Here is a 20,294-nt window from a genome sequence, read left to right as displayed (position 1 = left end):
CTCGGGCGAGACTAGTTTTTTTTATCAATTTCATAAATAGCAGCGCTTATTCATGTTACACTCTCTATATAAGGGAATTATTTCACGCATATTTACAAGTAAAGGAGGAATAGAAGGAGTGATTAGTAGCGGATTATTTGTTAACTTATGTATTTTTTCGTTTTTTGTCAGTATTATGATTGCGATACGAATATTTTTGCTGCAGCGTCTAGCCCATAAATACAAATGGATGAGTAGTATTTATGCAAGTATTGTTTCTGCTATTCTTATGATATATAGCGTTACGTATCAACAGATTACATATGATTTACGTTTTCTTCCTCTTATTTTGACCGTTCTATACTTTGGTTATAGAGCCGGTGCAGTTGCAGGTATCACTATGGCTGTGTACAGTATCTATTTAGAAAGTCATTGGTTACTGACTATCTTAATTTTAATCTTTACCTTTTTATTTTCCCTTCCTCTTATTCGATATAGAAAGCAGTTTTCTTTATTAAAACAATCTCTTCTTTGTTTTTTTATTCATTTTATCGTTCATGTCTTACTGACGAATTACTTCTGGAATACACCTATTCAGTCGCCGTTTTATAGCGAAATAGAATATTTAGTGTTCGGAATTCTCGGACTGGGAGTAGCTGTAGCGACGATAGAATTTTATCGTAAATTTTACGCTGTAGCAGAAGAAGCTGCTTATGCTGGATCAGATTCATGTAAGGATGAAGAAGATTCTTTTTTTGTCAGAATAATGAAAAAAGAACTGGAATATACGAAAGAACAGCTGGAGTCTTTTATTAATCATCACATGGATTCGGTGATCATAACTGATTTAGAAGGGCGGATCTTGCGAGTTAATGAAGCCTACGAAAAAGTATATGGCTGGAAAGCCCACGAAGTAGTTGGGAAAACATATTACGAAATAGCAGGGGCTTTTAGTGAGGAAGTACATGAGAATATAAAAAAGACGGTTGCTGAAAAAGAGGCAATCAATCGAGTAGAAGTTGTAAGAGCTCGTAAAGACGGAAGTTTAGTAGATCTTCGCATCACTATTTCGCCAATTTTTAATGGGAAAGATGAGTTAATAGGTTTGTCTGGAGTATGTGTGGATATATCTGAGGCTAAAAAAGCGAGAAAAGAGCTTGACTTGCTGCATCGTAAGCTTAAGGAAAGTGAGTTGAAATATCGAACGTTATTTGAATATGCAAACGACGCAATTTATTTACTTGAAATAGGTTCTAATCATTTTCCTTCTCGTTTTATCGAAGTAAATGAAGCTGGATGTAAGCGCTTTGGATATACGAGAGAAGAGCTTTTATCCATGCCATGCCAAGATATTATACCTAGAGATTCCGACATTGTTCGAAAAACGGTTGAAGAAATTCGCCAAGGAAATCTTTCTTTCACGCTGCAATCACAGTTTACATTTAAGTCTGGAGAAGTAAAAAAACTAGAATATAGTGGGAAATTGTTCAATATAGAAAACAAAAAAGTGCTTCTGATTGTTTCAAGAGACAGGACAGAATACCTAGAAACAGAAGAGCTGTTGCAGAAATCTGAGAAATTAGCAGCGGTCGGTCAGCTTGCTACAGCTATTGCTCATGAAATTAGAAATCCTTTAACGGCCATCAAAGGGTTTATGCAGCTATTAACTGAAAAAGCGAGTAAAGAAGAGTTAACCTATATGAACATTATATCCTCTGAAATTGAGCGTATTGAAATGATTACAGATGAATTCATGTCTGTGGCAAAACCACAGGCTGTAACATTTCAGTCGATTGATTTGCAGCTGTTAATTCAACAAGTGATTTTATTGCTGCAGCCTCAAGCAACCATGAAAAACATTTTTATTGAACTTCACTCATATGGAGAATTGCCTCTTGTATATTGTGAAAGCAATCAAATGAAACAGGTGTTTATAAATATTCTTAAAAATGCGATTGAAGCAATGCCTTCCGGAGGCGAAATTAAAGTTGAGCTGAGACAAAAAGACAACAATCACCTTCATATTAAAATTATTGATGAAGGTGTAGGAATTTCAAAAGATCGCATTAAACATTTAGGTGAACCATTTTACAGTATTAAAGAAGACGGTATTGGGTTAGGGTTAATGATCTGCTTTAATATTATCCAGCAGCATAAAGGAACTCTTAGTATTGAAAGTGAAGTAAACAAAGGGACGAATGCGGAAATTTGTTTACCGTTAAAATAAAAGGTAATCAGTTAAAGGCAGAAGAAATTTTGCAACAAGTTGTTTAGTAAAGTTATAATATTCTATGTTGGAGTAAAATAAGCAAAGGAGTGGTTACGATTAAACAGAAAAAGTGGATTAACATATTTCGTATTCTGTATATTATTTTTGCTATTATTGCAATTGGAGCATCTTTTGGAGACTATTCTTTCGGGCTTAATAATCCCCGCATAGTCAGTTTAACGGCTCTCGTTTTGGCGGTTATTTGTATTGTTCCGTATTACATACTTCGCTTTAAAGAACAAGCTTCTAAAAGTAAATAAGTTAATATTTGTTATCTTAAAAGAGGCTGTGACAAAAGCAGTTTAGTTGAAGGGAAATCCGAACGATGAATCGTTCGGATTTTTTCATTGGTAGGGTGAACGTAGGTTTCATCTATTTAGTTGCTTCTAGCTATTGATTGGAGTGATTTCGTTATGTCTCAATTTCTTTTTTATCGTTATAAAAGGGCGATAAATGGGCGAGCATTTTTTCTAGCCTGTACATATGCTATAGAGTAAACAGGCTACGGAGGTGAAGTGAAATGGGATTTTGTAACTGGGGTTACGGCGGTGGTTATGGCTACGGCGGTTACGGCGGCTACGGTAGTTACGGTGGCGGTTTTGCATTAATCGTTGTACTATTTGTTTTATTAGTTATCGTTGGTTGTGTATGCTTGAAATAAACAGAAAAAGCACGGATTTACAAAGATTTTAGTAGATTCGTGCTTTTTTACGTTCATAAGAAGTACAGTACTATAATAAAATAATGTTGTGCACGTACATAAAAAACATATAAAAAATTTAATTAATAGATTAAAAAAATAAAAAAAATGAAGAGGAAGAGTATATTTAAGCCGAAAAAATGGTCTGAAATTTATAATTTTCCTTATAAGTAATTTTTGTAAAATGCTTCATAGAACTGACAGTAAGAACGAATAACGCTACCTATCCTACTAGTTTTTATTAGCTGGCTAGAAGAATTATTTTACTTGTATGAAAATCAACATAAATGATTTTCATATAGTTTAAATAGGTAAAAAAGACTTATTGCAGAGGACTTATTTTTAATTTTCATAATAATAGGAATATTGAAATAATATATAGACGTAGTAATTTTTAGTTGCTATAATGTTGCTAATTATCGCAATTAACAGAAAAATTGGGGTAATTAAATTTACTAGGGATAGGGAGAAAAAAACTATGAAAAAGAAAAAACAGGCTTTAAAGGTATTATTATCAGTTGGTATTCTTTCTTCATCATTTGCTTTTGCACATACGAGCAGTGCTGCGCCAAACAATGTACTTTCAACTGAAAAGTATAACAAAGAAATTAAATCTCCTGAGTTTATTTCCGGAAAGCTCTCGGGCCCGTCATCGCAGAAGGCTCAAGACGTCGTATTTCACTATATGAATACAAATAAAGACAAATATAAATTAGGAAACGAAAATGCTCAAAACTCATTTAAAGTGACAGAAGTGGTGAAAGATCCTATTGAACAAGCAACCGTGGTACGCTTGCAGCAAGTATATAATAATATTCCCGTTTGGGGATCTACTCAATTAGCACACGTAGCGAAAGATGGAACCTTAAAAGTTGTATCAGGTACAGTAGCTCCTGATTTAGATAAAAAGGAAAAATTAAAAGACCAAAAGCAACTTGACAGCAAAAAGGCGATTCAAGTAGCTGAAAAAGACTTAGGCTTTAAGCCGACGTATGAAAAATCTCCTTCATCTGAACTGTATATTTATCAAAATGGTTCAGACACTACATACGCTTATGTAGTAAATTTAAATTTCTTAAATCCTGAACCAGGCAACTATTATTACTTTGTTGATGCTACTAGCGGTAAAGTACTGGATAAGTACAATACAATTGATTCCGTAGCTGGTCCAAAAGCCGACGTGAAGCAAGTGGCAAAGCCGGCAGCGAAACCTGTAACAGGCACAAATGCTATTGGCTCAGGTAAAGGAGTTCTTGGAGATACTAAATCCTTAAAGACAACGTTATCTAGTTCTACTTACTACTTACAAGATAATACAAGAGGCGCTACAATCTATACGTACGATGCAAAAAATCGCACATCTCTTCCGGGTACGCTATGGGCCGATACCGATAATACGTACAATGCAACTCGCGATGCAGCTGCAGTAGATGCTCACTATTATGCAGGCGTGACATATGATTATTATAAAAACAAATTTAACCGCAACTCCTATGACAATGCAGGAGCTCCGCTAAAATCGACTGTTCATTATAGCAGCGGCTACAACAATGCGTTTTGGAATGGCTCTCAAATGGTATATGGAGATGGAGATGGAACTACTTTTGTTCCGCTATCAGGAGGATTAGATGTTATCGGACATGAATTGACGCATGCGGTGACAGAAAGAAGTTCTAATTTAATCTATCAATATGAATCAGGTGCATTAAACGAAGCGATTTCCGATATTTTCGGAACGTTGGTAGAATACTATGACAACCGAAATCCAGATTGGGAAATTGGAGAGGATATTTATACGCCTGGAACAAGCGGCGATGCGCTTCGTTCAATGAGCAACCCAGCGAAATATGGAGATCCGGATCATTATTCAAAGCGCTATACAGGTTCTAGTGACAACGGCGGGGTTCATACAAATAGCGGTATTATCAACAAAGCTGCCTACTTGCTAGCTAACGGAGGAACTCATTACGGAGTTACTGTAGCAGGCATCGGCGGCGATAAGCTAGGAAAAATTTATTACCGTGCCAATACGCTATACTTCACTCAGTCTACAACGTTCAGCCAAGCGCGTGCAGGTTTAGTACAAGCTGCTGCTGATCTATACGGTTCAGGCTCTCAAGAAGTAATTTCAGTAGGCAAGTCATTTGACGCAGTTGGTGTTCAATAAGCTATAAACCAAAAGTCGCAAGATAAATGAGGTATCTGGCGACTCTCTATACTACCTAACTACCAATAAAGGAGTACTCGTATAAATATATTACAGTACTCCTTTATTTTATGTTAATAAATAAGGAAGATAGATTTCTTCCCAATCCATAAAAATCCACTTCTTATTCCTCCCTTTTATATCCATTCGAATTATACCGTTGCTTGTTAAATGAAGAGGACCCGTTTTAGTAAACGGTCTTATCATAAAATGTTATAATAAAGAAAAGGCTTGAATACATACATATGAAAAAGGAGTGGAGGAATCAATGGACAAAATTGCTGTTATTTCAGATATCCACGGAAATCTCCCTGCATTAGAAGCAGTTTTAGCTGACATACAACAACGAGATATCCATCGCATCATTTGTCTAGGTGATTTAGTAGGAAAAGGACCGGATTCAAGTAAAGCAATTGATATCATAAAAGAAAAGTGCGAAGTAACAGTAATGGGGAACTGGGATGACTTCATTACAAAGCCTGCGGAATTTGAAGCGTTAAAATGGCATCAAGAGAAGTTAAGTTCAAACCAAGAAGCATACTTAAAGGAACTTCGTTTTTCTGTTGAGTTTATGATGAGCGGGAAATTAATTAGAATGTTTCACGCTTCACCTAGAAGTCTTTATGACCGAATTCAACCCTGGGATTCACTTGAAAAGCGCCTTAGTCTATTTGCTAATACGGAATATACGGAAAATATAAAAGGATCAAGAGAACCGGATGTCATCTGTTACGGAGATGTACATAATGCATTTATTCAACATATTAAAGGGAAAACGCTGTGTAATGTAGGAAGTGTAGGAAACCCGCTTGATTTACCACAAGCTTCCTATCTTATCTTGGAAGGAAGGGATCAAGACGAAAGTCCTTCAGCATTTTCTATTCAATTTGTGCGTATTCCATACGATATTGAAAAAGCAATCGAATTGGCGAGAGCTGTAGAGATGCCGGACTTTGAACCCTACGTTCAAGAATTAAAAACAGCTCGCTATAGAGGACTAAAAAATTAAGAGTAGAATGTATCTTAACCTTCAGCATAAATGCTGGAGGTTTTTTAGTTGAGTAGATGATAGGTTTTTCAACATCATTAGTATGATACATACAAATAGAAGTTATTCAGATGAGTTTAAAGAAGGGAAAACTTGGAGAAAAACATACAGCATTTGAAAGGAAATAAATTTTATTTTATGAAGACAATATGAAGAGGGCAATTCCATTTGAACATAAAGTTATGCAAAAATGCCCCTGAAAAGCTGTTTTTAACATAACGAGTGGAGGAATACATGATGAAATTTTTTATTGATACAGCTAACCTGGAAGATATTAAAAAAGCATATAAAATTGGGGTATTATCAGGTGTTACCACAAACCCTTCGCTAGTAGCTAAAGAAGGCGTAAAGTTTGAAGATCGCATCGAAGAAATTTTAAAAACCGTCCCGGAAGTAGAATCCGTTTCAGCAGAAGTCACCCCCGACACAGTAACAGCAGAAGACATGATTGCGCAAGCAGAAAAGCTTATAAAAATTAACGGAGGAGACAAAAATATAACAATTAAACTTCCTATGACCATTGCTGGATTGGAAGCAACCCGTTATCTAGCTAAAAAAGGCGTGAAAACAAACGTAACGTTAATTTTCACAGTGAATCAAGCGCTTCTAGCAGCCCGTGCTGGTGCGACATACGTATCGCCATTTTTAGGACGCTTAGATGATATTTCAGAAGACGGTGTGTATCTGGTATCTCGAATTGCCGAGCTATTTCGAATTCAACACATTGACTCACAAATTATAGCAGCGTCAGTCAGACACCCAGATCACGTCACACGAGTAGCTCTTGCTGGGGCTCATATTGCGACCATTCCGTATGCTGTAATTGAACAATTAGTAAAACACCCGTTAACAGAACAAGGAATTGAAAAGTTTGCATCAGACTGGGAAAAAGCTGTGAAAAGTTAAATTCACTTAAGGAGAAGACATCATTTGAGTGTCTTCTCTGTTTAAAGGGTATACGAAGATTCTTTTTTCTATTTTGCAGCAAACAACTTATCATCAATAGGCGAACATCCTATACATATATACAGAGATGACATACGTTAATAGAAACGAAAGAGGTGGTAAAATGGGATGTATTATTAACATTGAGAATATCGTGACTAACGGGTTAAAAGACAATTCAAATGTAAGCGTAGGCTGTGTTGTACAAAATAGTCACACGGCCAATACAAAATCGGTAGGAGCTTGTTTTTCGTTTGGAAATGGCTCTCCTGCTATTGCCTCTATGACAAACAGTAATATCGATTTTTGCAAAGATGAAGAAAATAAAGAGCAACAATCTTAAAAACAATTCCAGAAAGAGTATTTCTGGAATTGTTTTTTGGTAAGTGATAGAGTTTTGTTAACGAGATATTTTATGCTCCAAAAGGAAAATATTCATAAAGAAGGGGAGCTGTACTATGAGCATTATTTCTATGATTTCTTATACATACGTTGAAAGAAAAATAAAACGAACAAAAAAAGTGACGATTCAGCATTCAAAAGACATGTGCTTATATACTGATAATATTGAAACAGAGAATGAGTCCTTCCACATTAACAGCGTATTTGACATCTCTTACAAATGCGTTTCAAAAGAAAGCGGCTTTTTGTACTTACATACAAATCAAGGAATGTTCGCTTATACCATACACACCGATCCTGGTGATTTTATAGCAGCATATAAAGATATAAAAAAGAAGAGGTGACGTTGCTCACCTCTTCTTTTTTTGGTTTATTATTTGATCCACTGTACAACTTGATCCATACTTCTTCTTGTTTTTTCGCGTTTAGGTTCGTGAATACGGTAGCCGAATGCAACCATAACAGAAACATCAAACTTGCCGTCTTCTAGTAATCCTTCTTCTTTTAGAATTTCATGTACTTGGTCATAGTTAAACCCTTCAATTGGGCAAGAATCAATGCCAATTTGAGCAGCTGATGTCATCATATTAGCTAGTGCAATATAAGATTGTTTGCTAGCCCAATCAAATAGTGCTCGCTTGCTTTCGAACAAGTGAAAATCATTTTCTTGGAAATCTTTGTAACGAGGCATTAATGTCTCTAATACATCCTCCGGCATTTCTTTTACGTTTTTCTGAAGATTTAACACATATTCAGAGTCATATCTTGCGTCTGTACGAGAAAGAATAATAACAAAATGACTTGCTGTAGGAATTTGGCCTTGTGCTCCCCAAGAAACAGCTTTTAATTTTTCTTTTAAATCTTCATTTTCAACGACTAAAAATTTCCACGGCTCGTAACCTACTGAGCTTGGAGATAAGCGCCCCGTTTCTAAAATGAATTGGAAATCTTCATCGGAAATTTTCTTCGCTGGATCAAACTCTTTTGTAGCATGACGAAAGTTAAATGCGTCTAAAATTTCTTGTTTCTTATCTGTATTGTTCATGTGTAAACAACCTTTCTGTAAAAATATTTAATGATGAACTGTTCAGAGTAATCTATACCCTGTATAGCTTACAACTAACAGTCAGTTAACATACAATTTGTCGTAAAATCCGTTTGCAGATTTATCATAAATCATATAATTCATCCTAACAAGTACGCACATTTTTGTTGTATAGTATACTTTTTTATACTATTGATACAGTTTCATAAGAAGCAGAAAGGAGTCAACAATCTGGGGAGTTTCGTTTTCGAAAAAGTAATTAAGATGAAGAGAGGAGAAGAGTGATCTTCTCCTTGTTAATTAAATTTTTGTATTTGACTTTTTCGCTTTGTTTTCAAGTTCACTTTTCGGTTCTGTTGAAAATTCAACATCTTTTCCGTGTCCTTGAGGGTTAACTCCAGGAGCTACTTGACCGCGGTTAGCAGATTTTTTTGTACCCATTTTCGTCACCTCCGTTCGGTTAGTATGTACAAAAAGCAAAACAAAAATTAGGAAGTAAAGCGTGGAAAGATAAATAGGAAAAGATTATCTTTAAGCATCTTCATTACATAAACAAGATAGTTACTCATTTAAACGGACATAAAAAAACACCCTTGGAAGGGTGTTTTTTGTTTAAGAATCTGAGCTTGTCGCTCTGTCTGCGTATGGATAGATAGGATCTTTTAATTGAAATTCGTAAGTCACGCCATCTACAAGTCCTATCGTTTTATTGCTATCATAAAGGTCCAGCATAAAAGCAGCCATTTCTTTTGACGTATGAAACTTAGGTACTCGTCCTTCGTATTCAAAATCACTCATATCCATCGAACGCTGTGCAAATTCTGTTTCCGTAGCCGCTGGAGCTAGAACTTTAGCCTGCATTTTTGATCCTCTTCCTTTCAATTCTTGAGAAAGACCTTCTGTAAATGCACTTACATAGAATTTTGTTGCGCAATAAGTGACTGCATCAGCAACAATGGTGTAGCCTCCTCCAGAAGAGACATTAATAAGCTGTGTACCTTCAACATTTTCATAATCTCTTACAAATAGAGAAGAAAGAATGGTTAAGGCTTCGATATTTAAGTGAAGCATTGTTTCAATTTTAGTTAATTTTTGTTCACCGACAGAAGCAAAGTTTCCAAATCCAGCATTGTTAATCCATGTTTCTAACTCATATTCTTTAAGCGACTCATAAAACGTGTGAGCATTTTCTGCCACGGATAAATCAACCGACTGGATAATAACATTTACATCTTGGTTCAGTTTTTCAATCTTTCCTTTTAACTCATCCAGCTTGTCTTCTCTACGTGCAGCTAATATAAGGTTTTTTCCGCGCGCTGCGAAAGCTAAAGCTGTTTCATATCCAATTCCCGAACTTGCGCCAGTGATTACTGTATATTTCATGTTAATTCCTCCATTTGCGATGTTTTCGAATTGATTATAATTGTTAAAGTGTACTTTAAGTCAAGCGTTTATTCGATTTATTTTTCCCTTTATCAGTCTGATTGTAAACATTTGAAGTTTGGTGCTAAACTTCCTTTTTTTTATGCTAAACTTAAAACAAAAGACGGTATTTTATTTCATTATTAATTCCTTAAAAGGAGGAATGTATGCGTTCTCTTTACGTGAATAGAAGACTTAGTTTACTTGCCCAAATTACATTACTCATCACTGTAGTTATTCTTGTTAGTACCGTCCTTGTATGCATCTTATTTTCTGCAATGGTAGATGAAATTGTCGAAAAATATATAGGTAATCAAGCTATGACAGTAGCAAAATTAGCTTCTGAAGATAAAATGATTGTAAAAGCTTTTAAGCAGAAAAATCCTTCTGAGCACATCCAACCTGTTGCTGAAAAAATAAGAAAAACCACAGGGGCAGATTATGTCACCATCGCCAATGATAAAGGAATACGCTATTCTCATCCCAATAGTAGTTACATTGGAAAACATACCAAAACAAGCAATGAAGCTTCTTTAAAGAAGCATCAATCCATTATTTATAAAGGAAAAGGAATTTCAGGCTTTGCAATTAAAGCCAAAACCCCCATATGGGATAACCAAGGAAACGTTATAGGTGTTTCTTCGGTAGGATTTCTTGTAAGCAATATAGAAAAACAGATTAATGATTATAGAATAAAAATTATTAAATTGTCCTGTATTCCTTTTCTTATTGGAGCATTTGGAGCTTTCTTTATTGCAAGGCGGGTAAAAAGACTAATATTTGGACTGGAACCAGAGGAAATTTCCTTTCTTTTTAAAGAAAAAGAGGCTACCCTTGAATCTATTCGAGATGCTACTGTTACTGTAAATGTCGAAAAATATGTAACGTCGATGAATAGAAGGGCTAGAGAGCTCTTTGATAACCTTCATTTAGCAATAGGAGGAGAGATAAAGAACACCCGTTTAGGACAGCTAATTGATCAAGCAATAGAAGAGAAATGCGTGTATTCTAACCAATCCCTTCTACTAGATGGTCAGCAGTATATTTTAGATTTATCTCCTATTGTAAGAAAAAAAGAAGTGCAAGGTATCGTTCTTACCATAAGAACTTTATCACAAATTGAAGAATTGACTGAAGAGATTTCTAAAATTAAAATGTTCTCTGATAATTTACGCGCTCAAAATCACGAATTTTTAAATAAGCTGAACGTGATTTACGGGTTATTAAGGTTAAAGAAATATGAGCATGTCATGCAAATGATTTCATCAGAGGTAAAGGAACGCCAAGATATTCTTTCTTTTTTAATGTCTTCTGTGAAGGATCCTTTGATTGCTGCCTGCTTACTTGGGAAAATCAATCGTTCGAAAGAATTAGACGTCACTTTAGAAATTGATCAAGATAGTAACTTAACAAGTACTTTAGATATCGAAGAGGCAAAAAACGTTGTTTCCATCTTGGGGAATTTAATTGATAATGCGCTCGAGGCTGTGCGAGAACATAAAGGGAACGTGCTAGTATCTTTTACAGATGTAGGAAACGACCTGATTTTTGAAGTTGAAGACAATGGACAAGGGATATCAAAAGAAGTAGAAAATATGATTTTTATAGATGGTTACACAACGAAAAAAGGTGAAAATCACGGGATTGGATTGACCATTGTTAAAAGATCTGTAGAGTTGCTTAAAGGTGAACTATACATAAGCAAAAGTATGTTACAGGGAGCAAGATTCACATTAGTTATCCCAAAGCTATTAAATAATGAAAAGGAAGAATCGATATGACTGAAAATCAAATTAATGTCATGATTATAGAAGATGATTCTACAGCTGCACAAATTTATGAACAATTTACTAAGAAACTAGAGCATTTCACTGTTGTTGCGACAGCAGGATCTGGAGAACAGGCTTTAGAATTACTGACAATATTTACACCGCAATTAATTTTATTAGATGTCTTTTTGCCAGATATCAATGGAGTAGAACTGCTATGGGAAATTAGAAAGAAGTATCGAGGAATCGACATTATTTTAATAACGGCAGCCAATGATGTTGAAACAGTAGGAGAAGCAATAAGAGGCGGAGCGTTTGGTTATTTGGTGAAACCTGTAATTATTGATAAATTTTTATCTACTTTAAAACATTATCAGTCTACGAGAATAGAATTAACTGAAAATAAAATGATTAATCAAGAAAAAATAGACCATTTATTTAGAACACATCATAGTCGCCGCGATCAATCAGCGGCTGCAGTAACAGCATTTCCTAAAGGTATTGATAAACATACTCTTCGTTTGGTAAGAGATAAAGTTTGCAAAGTTCAGGAAAGCTTGAATGTAGATGAGTTTGCTCAATTAGTCGGTATCAGTTATTCAACAATGAGAAGGTATTTAGAGTATCTAGTATCGTGTAAGGAAATGCAGGTTGAAATAGTGTATGGAAGTGTAGGGAGGCCCGAACGGAAATATCGAGTAACTAATCTTACATAAAAACGAGATAGTGGGTTTTTATCCGCTATCTCGTTTTTATGTAGAAATGATGCATGAAAAAAATGAAAAAAATTACTTTTATAAAAGATATTAAACTTATGTTGGTTATCTATGAACCAGCTTCAACAAGTGATACCTTTTTAGTAACGTGTAGCAAATAAAAATGAAAACGTTATCAAAAAAGGAGGAAAAATATCTGTGCTTTCTTTATTAGGATTTTTAATGGTTGCAGTCTTCATGTATTTAATTATGTCAAAACGACTTACCCCAATGGTTGCTCTTATCATTATCCCCATCATATTTGGTCTAATAGGCGGTTTTGCTAGTGGAATGGGACCTATGATGCTCGAGGGTGTAAAAGACATTGCGCCTACAGCTATTATGATTTTATTTGCTATTTTATATTTTGGGTTGATGATTGATTCAGGATTGTTTGACCCTCTTGTTTCATTCATTTTAAAGGTTGTAAAAGGAGATCCTCTAAAAATCGTTGTAGGAACTGCTGTGCTTTCAATGATGGTTGCTTTAGATGGGGATGGAACTACTACATATATGATAACGGTTTCTTCTTTGCTTCCGCTATATAAACGCTTAGAAATGAATCCACTTATCCTTGCAGGAGTAGCGATGCTATCTATGGGAGTTATGAATATGACTCCGTGGGGAGGCGCTTCTGCTATGGCTATGAGTTCATTAAATTTGGATTCATCTCAGTTGTTTTTGCCTTTGATACCTGTAATGGGTTTTGGGCTTCTATGGGTTCTATTTGTTTCTGTTGTACTTGGAAGAAGGGAAAGAAAAAGGTTAGGAGTTATCAATATTAAACATTCTGCAAATGAAATTGCACACGCACATGAAGTAGAGGGAACAGTGCAATATTCAGACTATCGACGTCCTAAGTTAGTATGGTTTAATTTTCTGCTTACCGTTAGTCTTATGGTGTGCTTAATTATGGACTTCATGTCGCTGATGCTTTTGTTCATGGTAGCATTCGCTATTGCATTACTAATAAATTATCCAAACATCAAAGATCAACAGCAGCGAATTTCATCTCATGCAAATAATGCGGTAGCCGTCGTTTCAATTGTTATTGCAGCAGGTATTTTTACAGGAATTATGTCTGGAACAAAGATGATTGATGCTATGGCAAATACACTTGTAGGAATAATTCCAGATGCAATGGGCCCTTTTTTGCCAGTTGTAGTAGCATTTTTAAGTGCTCCTTTTACATTTTTTATGTCTAATAATGCTTTTTATTTTGGCGTATTGCCGATTATTGCTCAAGCTGCCGAAAGTTATGGCATTAGCGCAGCTGAAATTGGAAGAGCTGCTATCTTAGGACAACCTGTTCACGTGATAAGTCCCTTGGTAGCAGCAGCTCACTTATTAATTGGAATGGTAGGAATTGAATTTAGTGATTTGCAACGATTTTTAATTAAGTGGGCGCTAGGAACTACGGCGGTGATGACACTAGCTGCATTAATCTTAGGTGTTATTTCTATTTAATAAAAAAAGACCCCTCGGGGTCTTTTTTTATATTCTTAATCTTAAGTTGAACTAGACTGTTCGCTGCAGCTGCTCTTTTTAAAATAGAACTTATAAATTAAAAATCCGCATACAGCCACTACCGCTGCAATTAGAATATAAGTTTGTGCATCTGAGATAAAAGACTGAATGGACTTAAAGTTTCCGATTTGTCCTAGCCAAAGCATGGCAATATTCAAAGGAAAGATACCAAGAAATGTGAGCAGAGCAAACGGCATAGGTTTTACTTTAGATAGCCCTGAAAGGTAAGAAATGTAGTTGCCGAGCCCTAAAGGACGAGCAATCGCAATACTCCATAATCCGCATTTTTTAAACCATTTTTGCGATTTCTCAAATGCTTTTTTCTTTTTTGATAATTTTTTCTTTACCTTATCTTCTAATTTATAGCCTATCCCATACGGTATAAAGCTAAAAGCTGTATAAACGGCGCTTCCTGCAAGAGCGATTAATAATAATTTCACTATGTGCATGTTTAATAAGTATCCGTAGGTAAGGGTGAGAAGAGAACCAGGAAACGGCAGGGAGGAAGCCTCAATGGCCAGTCCGCTTAAAAGTCCCCAAATTCCAAATTGTTTCAGTAAGTCTGTTATGAAGTGTAGCATAAGATCGCCTCTTTTTCTGTGTCATAACATTCAAATACCCATCTATATGTTCGGAAAAACTTATAAGAAAAAAGAAAATAAAGGAAGAGCGCGGGATATAACAGAAAAAAACTTAGCTTGTACAAGGAAAAAAGAAGGAAGTATATTTTATAGCTTCTACTCAAAGTAAAATTATAGGAAAAAAATAATTGAGTTTGAATTTTTAAATAAACTACGACTTTTATTCATAGTTTTGATTCCTTTTATTCATTTTACTTATAAAAATAACGGGTGTAAACTTGTTGTGTTGTGAAATAATCCATTATGTATATGTATTAAAAGGAAAGGAGGTTACCGTGTGGTTATTATTGTAGGATTGTTATTGTTGATGTTTTTTGCTTATCTAGGATGGTCTATTATCTGGGTGGCACCTGTTGTCGCTACGTTTGTTGCTTATTTTAGCGGTTTAAAAGTACTGCCTACTTATACAGATGTGTATATGGGAGGGTTTGTAGATTTCGCTGCAAAATGGTTCCCCATCTTTTTATTAGGAGCCGTCTTTGGAAAGCTAATGGAAGATACAGGCGCAGCTAAGTCGCTAGCGCAGCGCATTGCTAAATTGTTTGGAAGTAAAAGAGCCATTTTAGGGGTGCTGATTGCTTCAGCCATTTTGACATACGGCGGAGTCAGTTTATTCGTTGTTGTCTTTGCGATTTATCCTTTAGCAATCGTATTATTTCGAGAAGCTAACGTATCGCGAAATTTACTGCCAGCAACCATTGCACTCGGAGCATTTACATTTACAATGACAGCGATTCCAGGTACGCCTCAAATTCAAAATCTGATTCCGACTGCTACATTTAAAACCAATGCAATGTCCGGTTCGATTATTGGAATTGTCTCAGGTCTTATTATGGCAGTGGGAGGCTATTTATGGTTAGCTTATCGCGATAAAAAATTAAAAGCTAAAAATCAAGGGTTTACTGAGCCTAATGAATCATCGGTTGCCGCAAGTGAAGAGCAGGACTCGATGAATGTAATGTTAGCTATTTTACCGCTGATTATCGTTGTCGTGACATTAAACGTTTTAAAATGGGAGCCTATCGTATCATTATTAATTGGTATTTTTTCTATTTTACTTATTAATTTCAAACACTATAAGACGTTTATTTCTTCTATAAATGAAGGAGCAAAAGGATCCGTAATGGCTGTTATTAACACGAGTGCAGCAGTAGGCTTTGGCTCGGTTATTACAGCAGTTCCAGAGTTTAAAGATGTCACGCACGTACTACTAAACATTTCGAGTAATCCGCTCGTTTCAGAAGCGTTAAGCGTTCAAGTGCTAGCGATGATCACGGGTTCAGCATCCGGTGGTATGGGTATTGCGCTTCAAGCATTAGGAGATACGTGGTATCACTTGTCTCAAACGACGAATTTAAGCGCCGATGCGCTTCACCGTATTGCAAGCGTTGCGTCAGGTGCATCTATTTTACCGCATAACGGTGCGTTGTTAACGCTATTAGCTGTAACTGGTCTTCGGCATAAAGAAACGTATAAAGACGTATTTGTTGTTGCATTTATCATCCCGACAATCGCTTTATTTGCAGGAGTCGCATTAGCGGCAGCCGGTATTATTTAAAAACAGGAGGAGAATACACATGGTTGAAAATCAAGTAATTGTAATCACAGGAGCAGCAAGAGGAATTGGATTTGAAATAGGTAAACGATTCGCTGAAAACGGCGGGAAAATTGTGTTATCTGATATTGATCAAACTGCCGTAGAAGCTGCAGCACAAAATCTTCGTGAAGCTGGATTCGAAGCACTTGGTGTCAAAGCGGATGTAACAAAAGAAGAAGAAATCAAACATTTAATTGAAACAGCAAACGCACATTTTGGAGCGGTTCATACGTTCATTAACAACGCTGGTTTGCAGCATGTTTCTCCAATCGAAGAGTTTCCAACTGAAAAGTATGAGTTAATGATTAAAATTATGCTAACAGCTCCATTTATGGCGATTAAGCACGCATTTCCGATTATGAAAAAACAAGGGTTCGGACGTATTATTAACGTTTCTTCTATCAACGGTTTAATCGGTTTTGCAGGCAAAGCAGCTTATAACAGTGCCAAACACGGTGTAATTGGGCTAACAAAAGTAGCTGCTCTTGAAGGTGCAGCACACGGTATTACGGTTAATGCACTTTGTCCTGGTTATGTGGATACACCACTAGTGAGAGGTCAGTTAGATGGTTTAGCTAAAACAAGAAACGTACCATTAGAAAGCGTTCTTGAAGAAGTTATTTATCCTTTAGTCCCTCAAAAAAGATTACTAGACGTGAGCGAAATTGCTGACTACGCTATCTTCTTAGCGAGTGATAAAGCAAAAGGTGTAACTGGTCAAGCGGTAGTAATGGACGGCGGATATACAGCTCAATAAAAATAGAACAAATCATTAAAAGCATAAATGAGTCCAACGGGCTCATTTATGCTTTTTTAGGTTATATCTATTCTATTGAGTTAATCAACGTTAAAATATAACTAGGCGATACATAAAAAAAGCCTCATATGCTATTTCTACTGTCAAGATAAATAGTAGGATAAAAAAGCGTACAGATTAGAAAGGATGATACATATGGTGCAAACAGTAAATGAATTAATTAAACATCCGGTTTTCTATTTCTTTAACGAAATCTCAGCTATTCCTAGAGAATCTGGAAATGAAAAAGAAATTAGTAACTATTTAGTTTCTTTTGCAAAAGAAAGAAGCCTTGAGGTTATCCAAGACGAAGCTTTAAATGTAATCATTAAAAAGCCGGCAACTAAAGGATATGAACATGCTCCAGCTATCATTTTGCAAGGACATATGGACATGGTATGCGAGTTAAATAAAGGAACTGTCCATGACTTTGAAAAAGATCCTCTTCAACTGCGAATTGTTGAAGATATGCTTTATGCAAATGGTACTACGCTAGGAGCTGATAACGGGATTGCCGTTGCATATGCACTGGCTTTACTAGATGCTCAAAATATAGCGCACCCCTCTCTTGAAGTAGTCATTACCACTGAAGAAGAAACGACTATGGGCGGAGCCATTGCTGTAAATCCAGCTTATTTTGAAGGGAAAATCTTTATTAACCTTGATACAGAAGAGGACGGAAAGCTCCTTGTCAGCAGCGCAGGCGGGGTAAAAGGCGTGCTTCGTATTCCTCTAAACTGGGAGTCGTCTTCCAATAACTCAGAAACATATAGCTTAAGCATCGGAGGACTGCGCGGCGGACATTCCGGAATGGAAATTGACAAAGAAAGAGGAAATGCGAATAAACTGCTAGGGAGAGTTTTATATGATTTACAACAAGAACTTCCCTATTCTTTAAGCAGCATTAGCGGAGGATTAAAATCAAATGCAATTCCCCGTGAATCAGAAGCAATTCTATCAGTTGAGCCTTCTGAGGTAGGAAAGCTAGAAAATAAGATTCGTGAGTGGAACGAAATAGTAAAAAATGAATTACAAGCGGCTGATCCGAGCGTATATGTAAAAATAAACAAATTTTCTTCCGTTGAGAAATGTTTTACAAGAGAAACGACAGAACGAATTGTACAAGCTATTATGCTAACACCAAACGGCGTTCAAAGCATGAGTATGAATATTGAAGGATTAGTAGAATCTTCTACCAACTTAGGTGTGATCACGACGACAGAATCTGAGGTTGTTTTTCAAAATGAAATTCGCAGCTCAGTAAAAAGCTTAAAAGAAAAAATAGTAAGTCAAGTGCGCATACTTGCTCAGGTAGTCGGGGGAAGAGTTGAAACAAAAGGTAATTATCCTGAATGGGCGTACAATGGAGATTCAAAAATTCGCGAATTATGTAAAAAGGTTTACAAAGAAAAGTATGGTGAAGAGGCGGAGATCATCGCCATCCATGCTGGAATTGAATGCGGTATTTTCTTAGAAAAAATCCCTGGATTAGATGCCATTTCGCTCGGACCCGATATGTACGACGTTCATACACCTGATGAACACCTGAGCATTCCGTCTACTCTTAAGACATGGGAATACTTATTAGCAGTATTAAAAGAGGCAAATAAGATATAAAGTTATCAGCATTCCTATAATCTTAAAAAGAGAGCTTCTGTAAAGGAGCTCTTTTTCATTCGTCATTTATCAGATAATAAATAGGGTTCCATCAACGCGTCAGGCAATTGAGAACATTTATGTAAGCGTTTTACAAATAAAGGTTTTAAAACGGTCCTAGAAGAGGTAAACAATTATTAAAACGATAGACAAATGAATTCAAAACAAGCTCTGCAACTAATAAATTAGTAGGGAGAGAATGTATATGAATGATAATAGTCTTATCAAAGATCCTTTTTTAGAAAAAGGAGAAATTGAATTTTTAGAATTAAAGAAAGACGAAATACGTTATCTAAAGTTCGATCGATTTTTAAAAGTCATTAAAGCACTTAATCAACGCAGTGATAAAGGCTACCAGAGTCTTATGCTTTCCGTTGATGGCTTTAAAGGTACTTCAAGAGAATTATATGAGATAGAGGAGTTTCGCAGGTATGTAAATTTGTTAATTAATCAAGTTCCTCAAATGTTATTTTATATTCATGATAAAAACAAAATGACCAATCAAATTTTAAAAAGTCTATCAAACAATAGCAGCCAGCCGGCCTCTATAGATCCTAAAAGAGCACGTTTAATGATTGATGCCATACAAGAGCAAGTAGCGAAAACAGAGGATAAAGAGATAAAGGAGAATCTTTCTGAATTCGTATGTAAAATCCAGAGCTTTGTGAATCAGTATTAACAGTTCCCAATAGAAAAGCAGAATCCATATTATAAAAAAGTACGAGAACTTAAAGCTTCTCGTGCTTTTTTTGTTGGGAAAACTGTAGAAAAAGAAAAGGATTATCAACATATATTGATAAATAATAAAAGTAAAGCTTCATATTTGGCAGTGAAATAATCAGGAGGGATGAACATTGAATCATATTGAAATAAGAAGACCAAAAATAGAGGACAGCGCAGAACTCCACGAGCTTTTTAATGAAGTGATCACAGATACCTTTCATAGAGAGGGTCTATCTGACATGGTGAACGATATACAAATAGAAATTGAAAGTAAAGAACAATATTTAAAAAGTGACCTTGATAGCGATGGGAAATGTCGATTCTTTTGGCTCGGAATAGATACGTGCACCAATAAGATTATTGGCTGCATTGAATATGGCCCTGTTAGTGAATTAATTATGGCGTGTACAAAAGGGGAGCTGCAAGGATGGATTGAAATCGGCACAGTTTTTGTTCATCCAAAGTACCAAAGAAAAGGGGTAGGAACACTGCTTATACATATTATGCTGCTTACGCTTCAAAGCAGAGAAATTAAAAAATTTTGTTTGGATAGCGGATACAAGAATGCTCAGAAAGTATGGAAAAACATATTTGGAATTCCCGATTACTTAGTAAAAGATTACTGGAGCAAAGGATATCATCACATGATTTGGAAAATAGAAACAGAACGTACACCGATGGTATTTAAGTTCAGTCATAACGGATAATAAGATGTCTTCTAGAAAATAGCCGGTAGAAAGGTACCGGCTATTTTCTACTGATTGAGCTACGATTATTTAAAGATAAAAAAGACCTCTCTGAAGGTCTTTTTTTT

The 20,294-nt window shown here is 35.8% G+C and carries 20 protein-coding genes and 1 pseudogene; 16 read left to right on the top strand and 5 right to left on the bottom strand.

What is annotated here, in order from left to right; translation table 11 throughout:
- Positions 1-118 precede the first annotated feature (118 nt).
- The 4 genes and pseudogenes from WKH56_RS17050 to WKH56_RS17035 all read left to right on the top strand — a co-directional run.
- Positions 119-2,206: a PAS domain S-box protein gene (locus WKH56_RS17050; RefSeq protein ID WP_310884449.1), complete on the top strand. Its 2,088-nt coding sequence runs from the start codon at positions 119-121 to the stop codon at positions 2,204-2,206.
- 89 nt (positions 2,207-2,295) lie between these two features.
- Positions 2,296-2,508, top strand: a complete 213-nt coding sequence (locus WKH56_RS17045; protein WP_013083131.1) for a hypothetical protein — start codon at positions 2,296-2,298, stop codon at positions 2,506-2,508.
- A 260-nt stretch (positions 2,509-2,768) separates the two neighbouring features.
- Positions 2,769-2,909, top strand: a complete 141-nt coding sequence (yjcZ, locus tag WKH56_RS17040; RefSeq protein WP_048020947.1) for a sporulation protein YjcZ — start codon at positions 2,769-2,771, stop codon at positions 2,907-2,909.
- A 607-nt stretch (positions 2,910-3,516) separates the two neighbouring features.
- Positions 3,517-5,115: pseudogene (locus tag WKH56_RS17035) on the top strand (M4 family metallopeptidase); the annotation flags it as partial.
- A 108-nt stretch (positions 5,116-5,223) separates the two neighbouring features.
- On the opposite strand, the gene WKH56_RS17030 reads toward WKH56_RS17035, so the two are convergent.
- Positions 5,224-5,361 (bottom strand): hypothetical protein, encoded by a 138-nt coding sequence (locus WKH56_RS17030; RefSeq protein WP_342836108.1) that lies wholly within the window; start codon positions 5,359-5,361, stop codon positions 5,224-5,226.
- A gap of 61 nt (positions 5,362-5,422) precedes the next feature.
- On the opposite strand from WKH56_RS17030, the gene WKH56_RS17025 reads away from it, so the two are divergent.
- From WKH56_RS17025 to WKH56_RS17010, 4 genes are all read left to right on the top strand, one after another.
- Positions 5,423-6,163 (top strand): metallophosphoesterase family protein, encoded by a 741-nt coding sequence (locus tag WKH56_RS17025; RefSeq protein ID WP_310884451.1) that lies wholly within the window; start codon positions 5,423-5,425, stop codon positions 6,161-6,163.
- Positions 6,164-6,439: 276 nt separating this feature from the next.
- The gene (fsa, locus tag WKH56_RS17020; RefSeq protein ID WP_028413368.1) at positions 6,440-7,108 is read left to right on the top strand and encodes a fructose-6-phosphate aldolase; all 669 of its coding nucleotides are present in this window, start codon (positions 6,440-6,442) and stop codon (positions 7,106-7,108) included.
- A gap of 163 nt (positions 7,109-7,271) precedes the next feature.
- Positions 7,272-7,490 carry a spore germination protein gene (locus tag WKH56_RS17015; RefSeq protein WP_028413367.1) on the top strand — a complete coding sequence of 73 codons (219 nt, stop codon included), beginning with the start codon at positions 7,272-7,274 and terminating at the stop codon, positions 7,488-7,490.
- A gap of 115 nt (positions 7,491-7,605) precedes the next feature.
- Entirely contained in the window at positions 7,606-7,893 is a 288-nt protein-coding gene (locus WKH56_RS17010) for a hypothetical protein (RefSeq protein WP_048020944.1), read from the top strand.
- A 29-nt stretch (positions 7,894-7,922) separates the two neighbouring features.
- Here the strand turns inward: WKH56_RS17010 and WKH56_RS17005 are convergent, their stop codons facing one another.
- The 3 genes from WKH56_RS17005 to WKH56_RS16995 all read right to left on the bottom strand — a co-directional run bounded on the left by WKH56_RS17005 (position 7,923) and on the right by WKH56_RS16995 (position 9,977).
- Positions 7,923-8,594 (bottom strand): NAD(P)H-dependent oxidoreductase, encoded by a 672-nt coding sequence (locus tag WKH56_RS17005; protein ID WP_047750986.1) that lies wholly within the window; start codon positions 8,592-8,594, stop codon positions 7,923-7,925.
- A 300-nt stretch (positions 8,595-8,894) separates the two neighbouring features.
- The gene (gene sspL / locus WKH56_RS17000; RefSeq protein WP_013057030.1) at positions 8,895-9,035 is read right to left on the bottom strand and encodes a small, acid-soluble spore protein L; all 141 of its coding nucleotides are present in this window, start codon (positions 9,033-9,035) and stop codon (positions 8,895-8,897) included.
- A gap of 171 nt (positions 9,036-9,206) precedes the next feature.
- A complete protein-coding gene (locus WKH56_RS16995; protein ID WP_310884452.1) occupies positions 9,207-9,977 on the bottom strand; it encodes an SDR family NAD(P)-dependent oxidoreductase in 771 nt (256 codons plus the stop codon).
- A gap of 206 nt (positions 9,978-10,183) precedes the next feature.
- Between WKH56_RS16995 and WKH56_RS16990 the strand changes: the two genes are divergently transcribed.
- The 3 genes from WKH56_RS16990 (at position 10,184) to WKH56_RS16980 (ending at position 14,007) form a co-directional block, all read left to right on the top strand.
- Positions 10,184-11,797 carry an ATP-binding protein gene (locus WKH56_RS16990; protein WP_342836107.1) on the top strand — a complete coding sequence of 538 codons (1,614 nt, stop codon included), beginning with the start codon at positions 10,184-10,186 and terminating at the stop codon, positions 11,795-11,797.
- Positions 11,794-12,501: a response regulator gene (locus tag WKH56_RS16985; protein WP_310884454.1), complete on the top strand. Its 708-nt coding sequence runs from the start codon at positions 11,794-11,796 to the stop codon at positions 12,499-12,501. The genes WKH56_RS16990 and WKH56_RS16985 overlap by 4 nt, the downstream gene beginning before the upstream one ends.
- A gap of 198 nt (positions 12,502-12,699) precedes the next feature.
- Entirely contained in the window at positions 12,700-14,007 is a 1,308-nt protein-coding gene (locus WKH56_RS16980; protein ID WP_034266108.1) for a CitMHS family transporter, read from the top strand.
- 41 nt (positions 14,008-14,048) lie between these two features.
- On the opposite strand, the gene WKH56_RS16975 is transcribed toward WKH56_RS16980, so the two are convergent.
- Positions 14,049-14,648: a DedA family protein gene (locus WKH56_RS16975; RefSeq protein ID WP_014460120.1), complete on the bottom strand. Its 600-nt coding sequence runs from the start codon at positions 14,646-14,648 to the stop codon at positions 14,049-14,051.
- Positions 14,649-14,985: 337 nt separating this feature from the next.
- On the opposite strand from WKH56_RS16975, the gene WKH56_RS16970 reads away from it, so the two are divergent.
- The 5 genes from WKH56_RS16970 (at position 14,986) to WKH56_RS16950 (ending at position 20,187) form a co-directional block, all read left to right on the top strand.
- Entirely contained in the window at positions 14,986-16,266 is a 1,281-nt protein-coding gene (locus WKH56_RS16970) for a GntP family permease (protein ID WP_342836106.1), read from the top strand.
- A gap of 19 nt (positions 16,267-16,285) precedes the next feature.
- A complete protein-coding gene (locus WKH56_RS16965) occupies positions 16,286-17,062 on the top strand; it encodes a 3-hydroxybutyrate dehydrogenase (RefSeq protein WP_028413363.1) in 777 nt (258 codons plus the stop codon).
- A 195-nt stretch (positions 17,063-17,257) separates the two neighbouring features.
- Positions 17,258-18,718 (top strand): aminoacyl-histidine dipeptidase, encoded by a 1,461-nt coding sequence (locus WKH56_RS16960; protein ID WP_310884455.1) that lies wholly within the window; start codon positions 17,258-17,260, stop codon positions 18,716-18,718.
- Between the two features lie 244 nt (positions 18,719-18,962).
- Positions 18,963-19,436: a hypothetical protein gene (locus WKH56_RS16955; RefSeq protein ID WP_033578967.1), complete on the top strand. Its 474-nt coding sequence runs from the start codon at positions 18,963-18,965 to the stop codon at positions 19,434-19,436.
- A gap of 175 nt (positions 19,437-19,611) precedes the next feature.
- Positions 19,612-20,187 (top strand): GNAT family N-acetyltransferase, encoded by a 576-nt coding sequence (locus WKH56_RS16950; protein WP_310884456.1) that lies wholly within the window; start codon positions 19,612-19,614, stop codon positions 20,185-20,187.
- Positions 20,188-20,294: the final 107 nt, after the last annotated feature.

The sequence above is a fragment of the Priestia sp. SB1 genome, from assembly GCF_038898415.1.
Note: the sequence above shows the minus strand (reverse complement) of the source record. Positions and strands in the feature narration are given on the sequence as shown.

Coding starts and splice junctions, on each gene's coding strand:
- WKH56_RS16955 (WP_033578967.1), top strand. CDS start 18,963: ATGAATGATAATAGTCTTATCAAAGATCCTTTTTTAGAAAAAGGAGAA.
- WKH56_RS17005 (WP_047750986.1), bottom strand. CDS start 8,594: ATGAACAATACAGATAAGAAACAAGAAATTTTAGACGCATTTAACTTT.
- WKH56_RS17025 (WP_310884451.1), top strand. CDS start 5,423: ATGGACAAAATTGCTGTTATTTCAGATATCCACGGAAATCTCCCTGCA.
- yjcZ (WP_048020947.1), top strand. CDS start 2,769: ATGGGATTTTGTAACTGGGGTTACGGCGGTGGTTATGGCTACGGCGGT.
- sspL (WP_013057030.1), bottom strand. CDS start 9,035: ATGGGTACAAAAAAATCTGCTAACCGCGGTCAAGTAGCTCCTGGAGTT.
- WKH56_RS16985 (WP_310884454.1), top strand. CDS start 11,794: ATGACTGAAAATCAAATTAATGTCATGATTATAGAAGATGATTCTACA.
- WKH56_RS16975 (WP_014460120.1), bottom strand. CDS start 14,648: ATGCTACACTTCATAACAGACTTACTGAAACAATTTGGAATTTGGGGA.
- WKH56_RS16960 (WP_310884455.1), top strand. CDS start 17,258: ATGGTGCAAACAGTAAATGAATTAATTAAACATCCGGTTTTCTATTTC.
- WKH56_RS16995 (WP_310884452.1), bottom strand. CDS start 9,977: ATGAAATATACAGTAATCACTGGCGCAAGTTCGGGAATTGGATATGAA.
- WKH56_RS17015 (WP_028413367.1), top strand. CDS start 7,272: ATGGGATGTATTATTAACATTGAGAATATCGTGACTAACGGGTTAAAA.
- WKH56_RS16990 (WP_342836107.1), top strand. CDS start 10,184: ATGCGTTCTCTTTACGTGAATAGAAGACTTAGTTTACTTGCCCAAATT.
- WKH56_RS17030 (WP_342836108.1), bottom strand. CDS start 5,361: ATGATAAGACCGTTTACTAAAACGGGTCCTCTTCATTTAACAAGCAAC.
- WKH56_RS16965 (WP_028413363.1), top strand. CDS start 16,286: ATGGTTGAAAATCAAGTAATTGTAATCACAGGAGCAGCAAGAGGAATT.
- fsa (WP_028413368.1), top strand. CDS start 6,440: ATGAAATTTTTTATTGATACAGCTAACCTGGAAGATATTAAAAAAGCA.
- WKH56_RS17010 (WP_048020944.1), top strand. CDS start 7,606: ATGAGCATTATTTCTATGATTTCTTATACATACGTTGAAAGAAAAATA.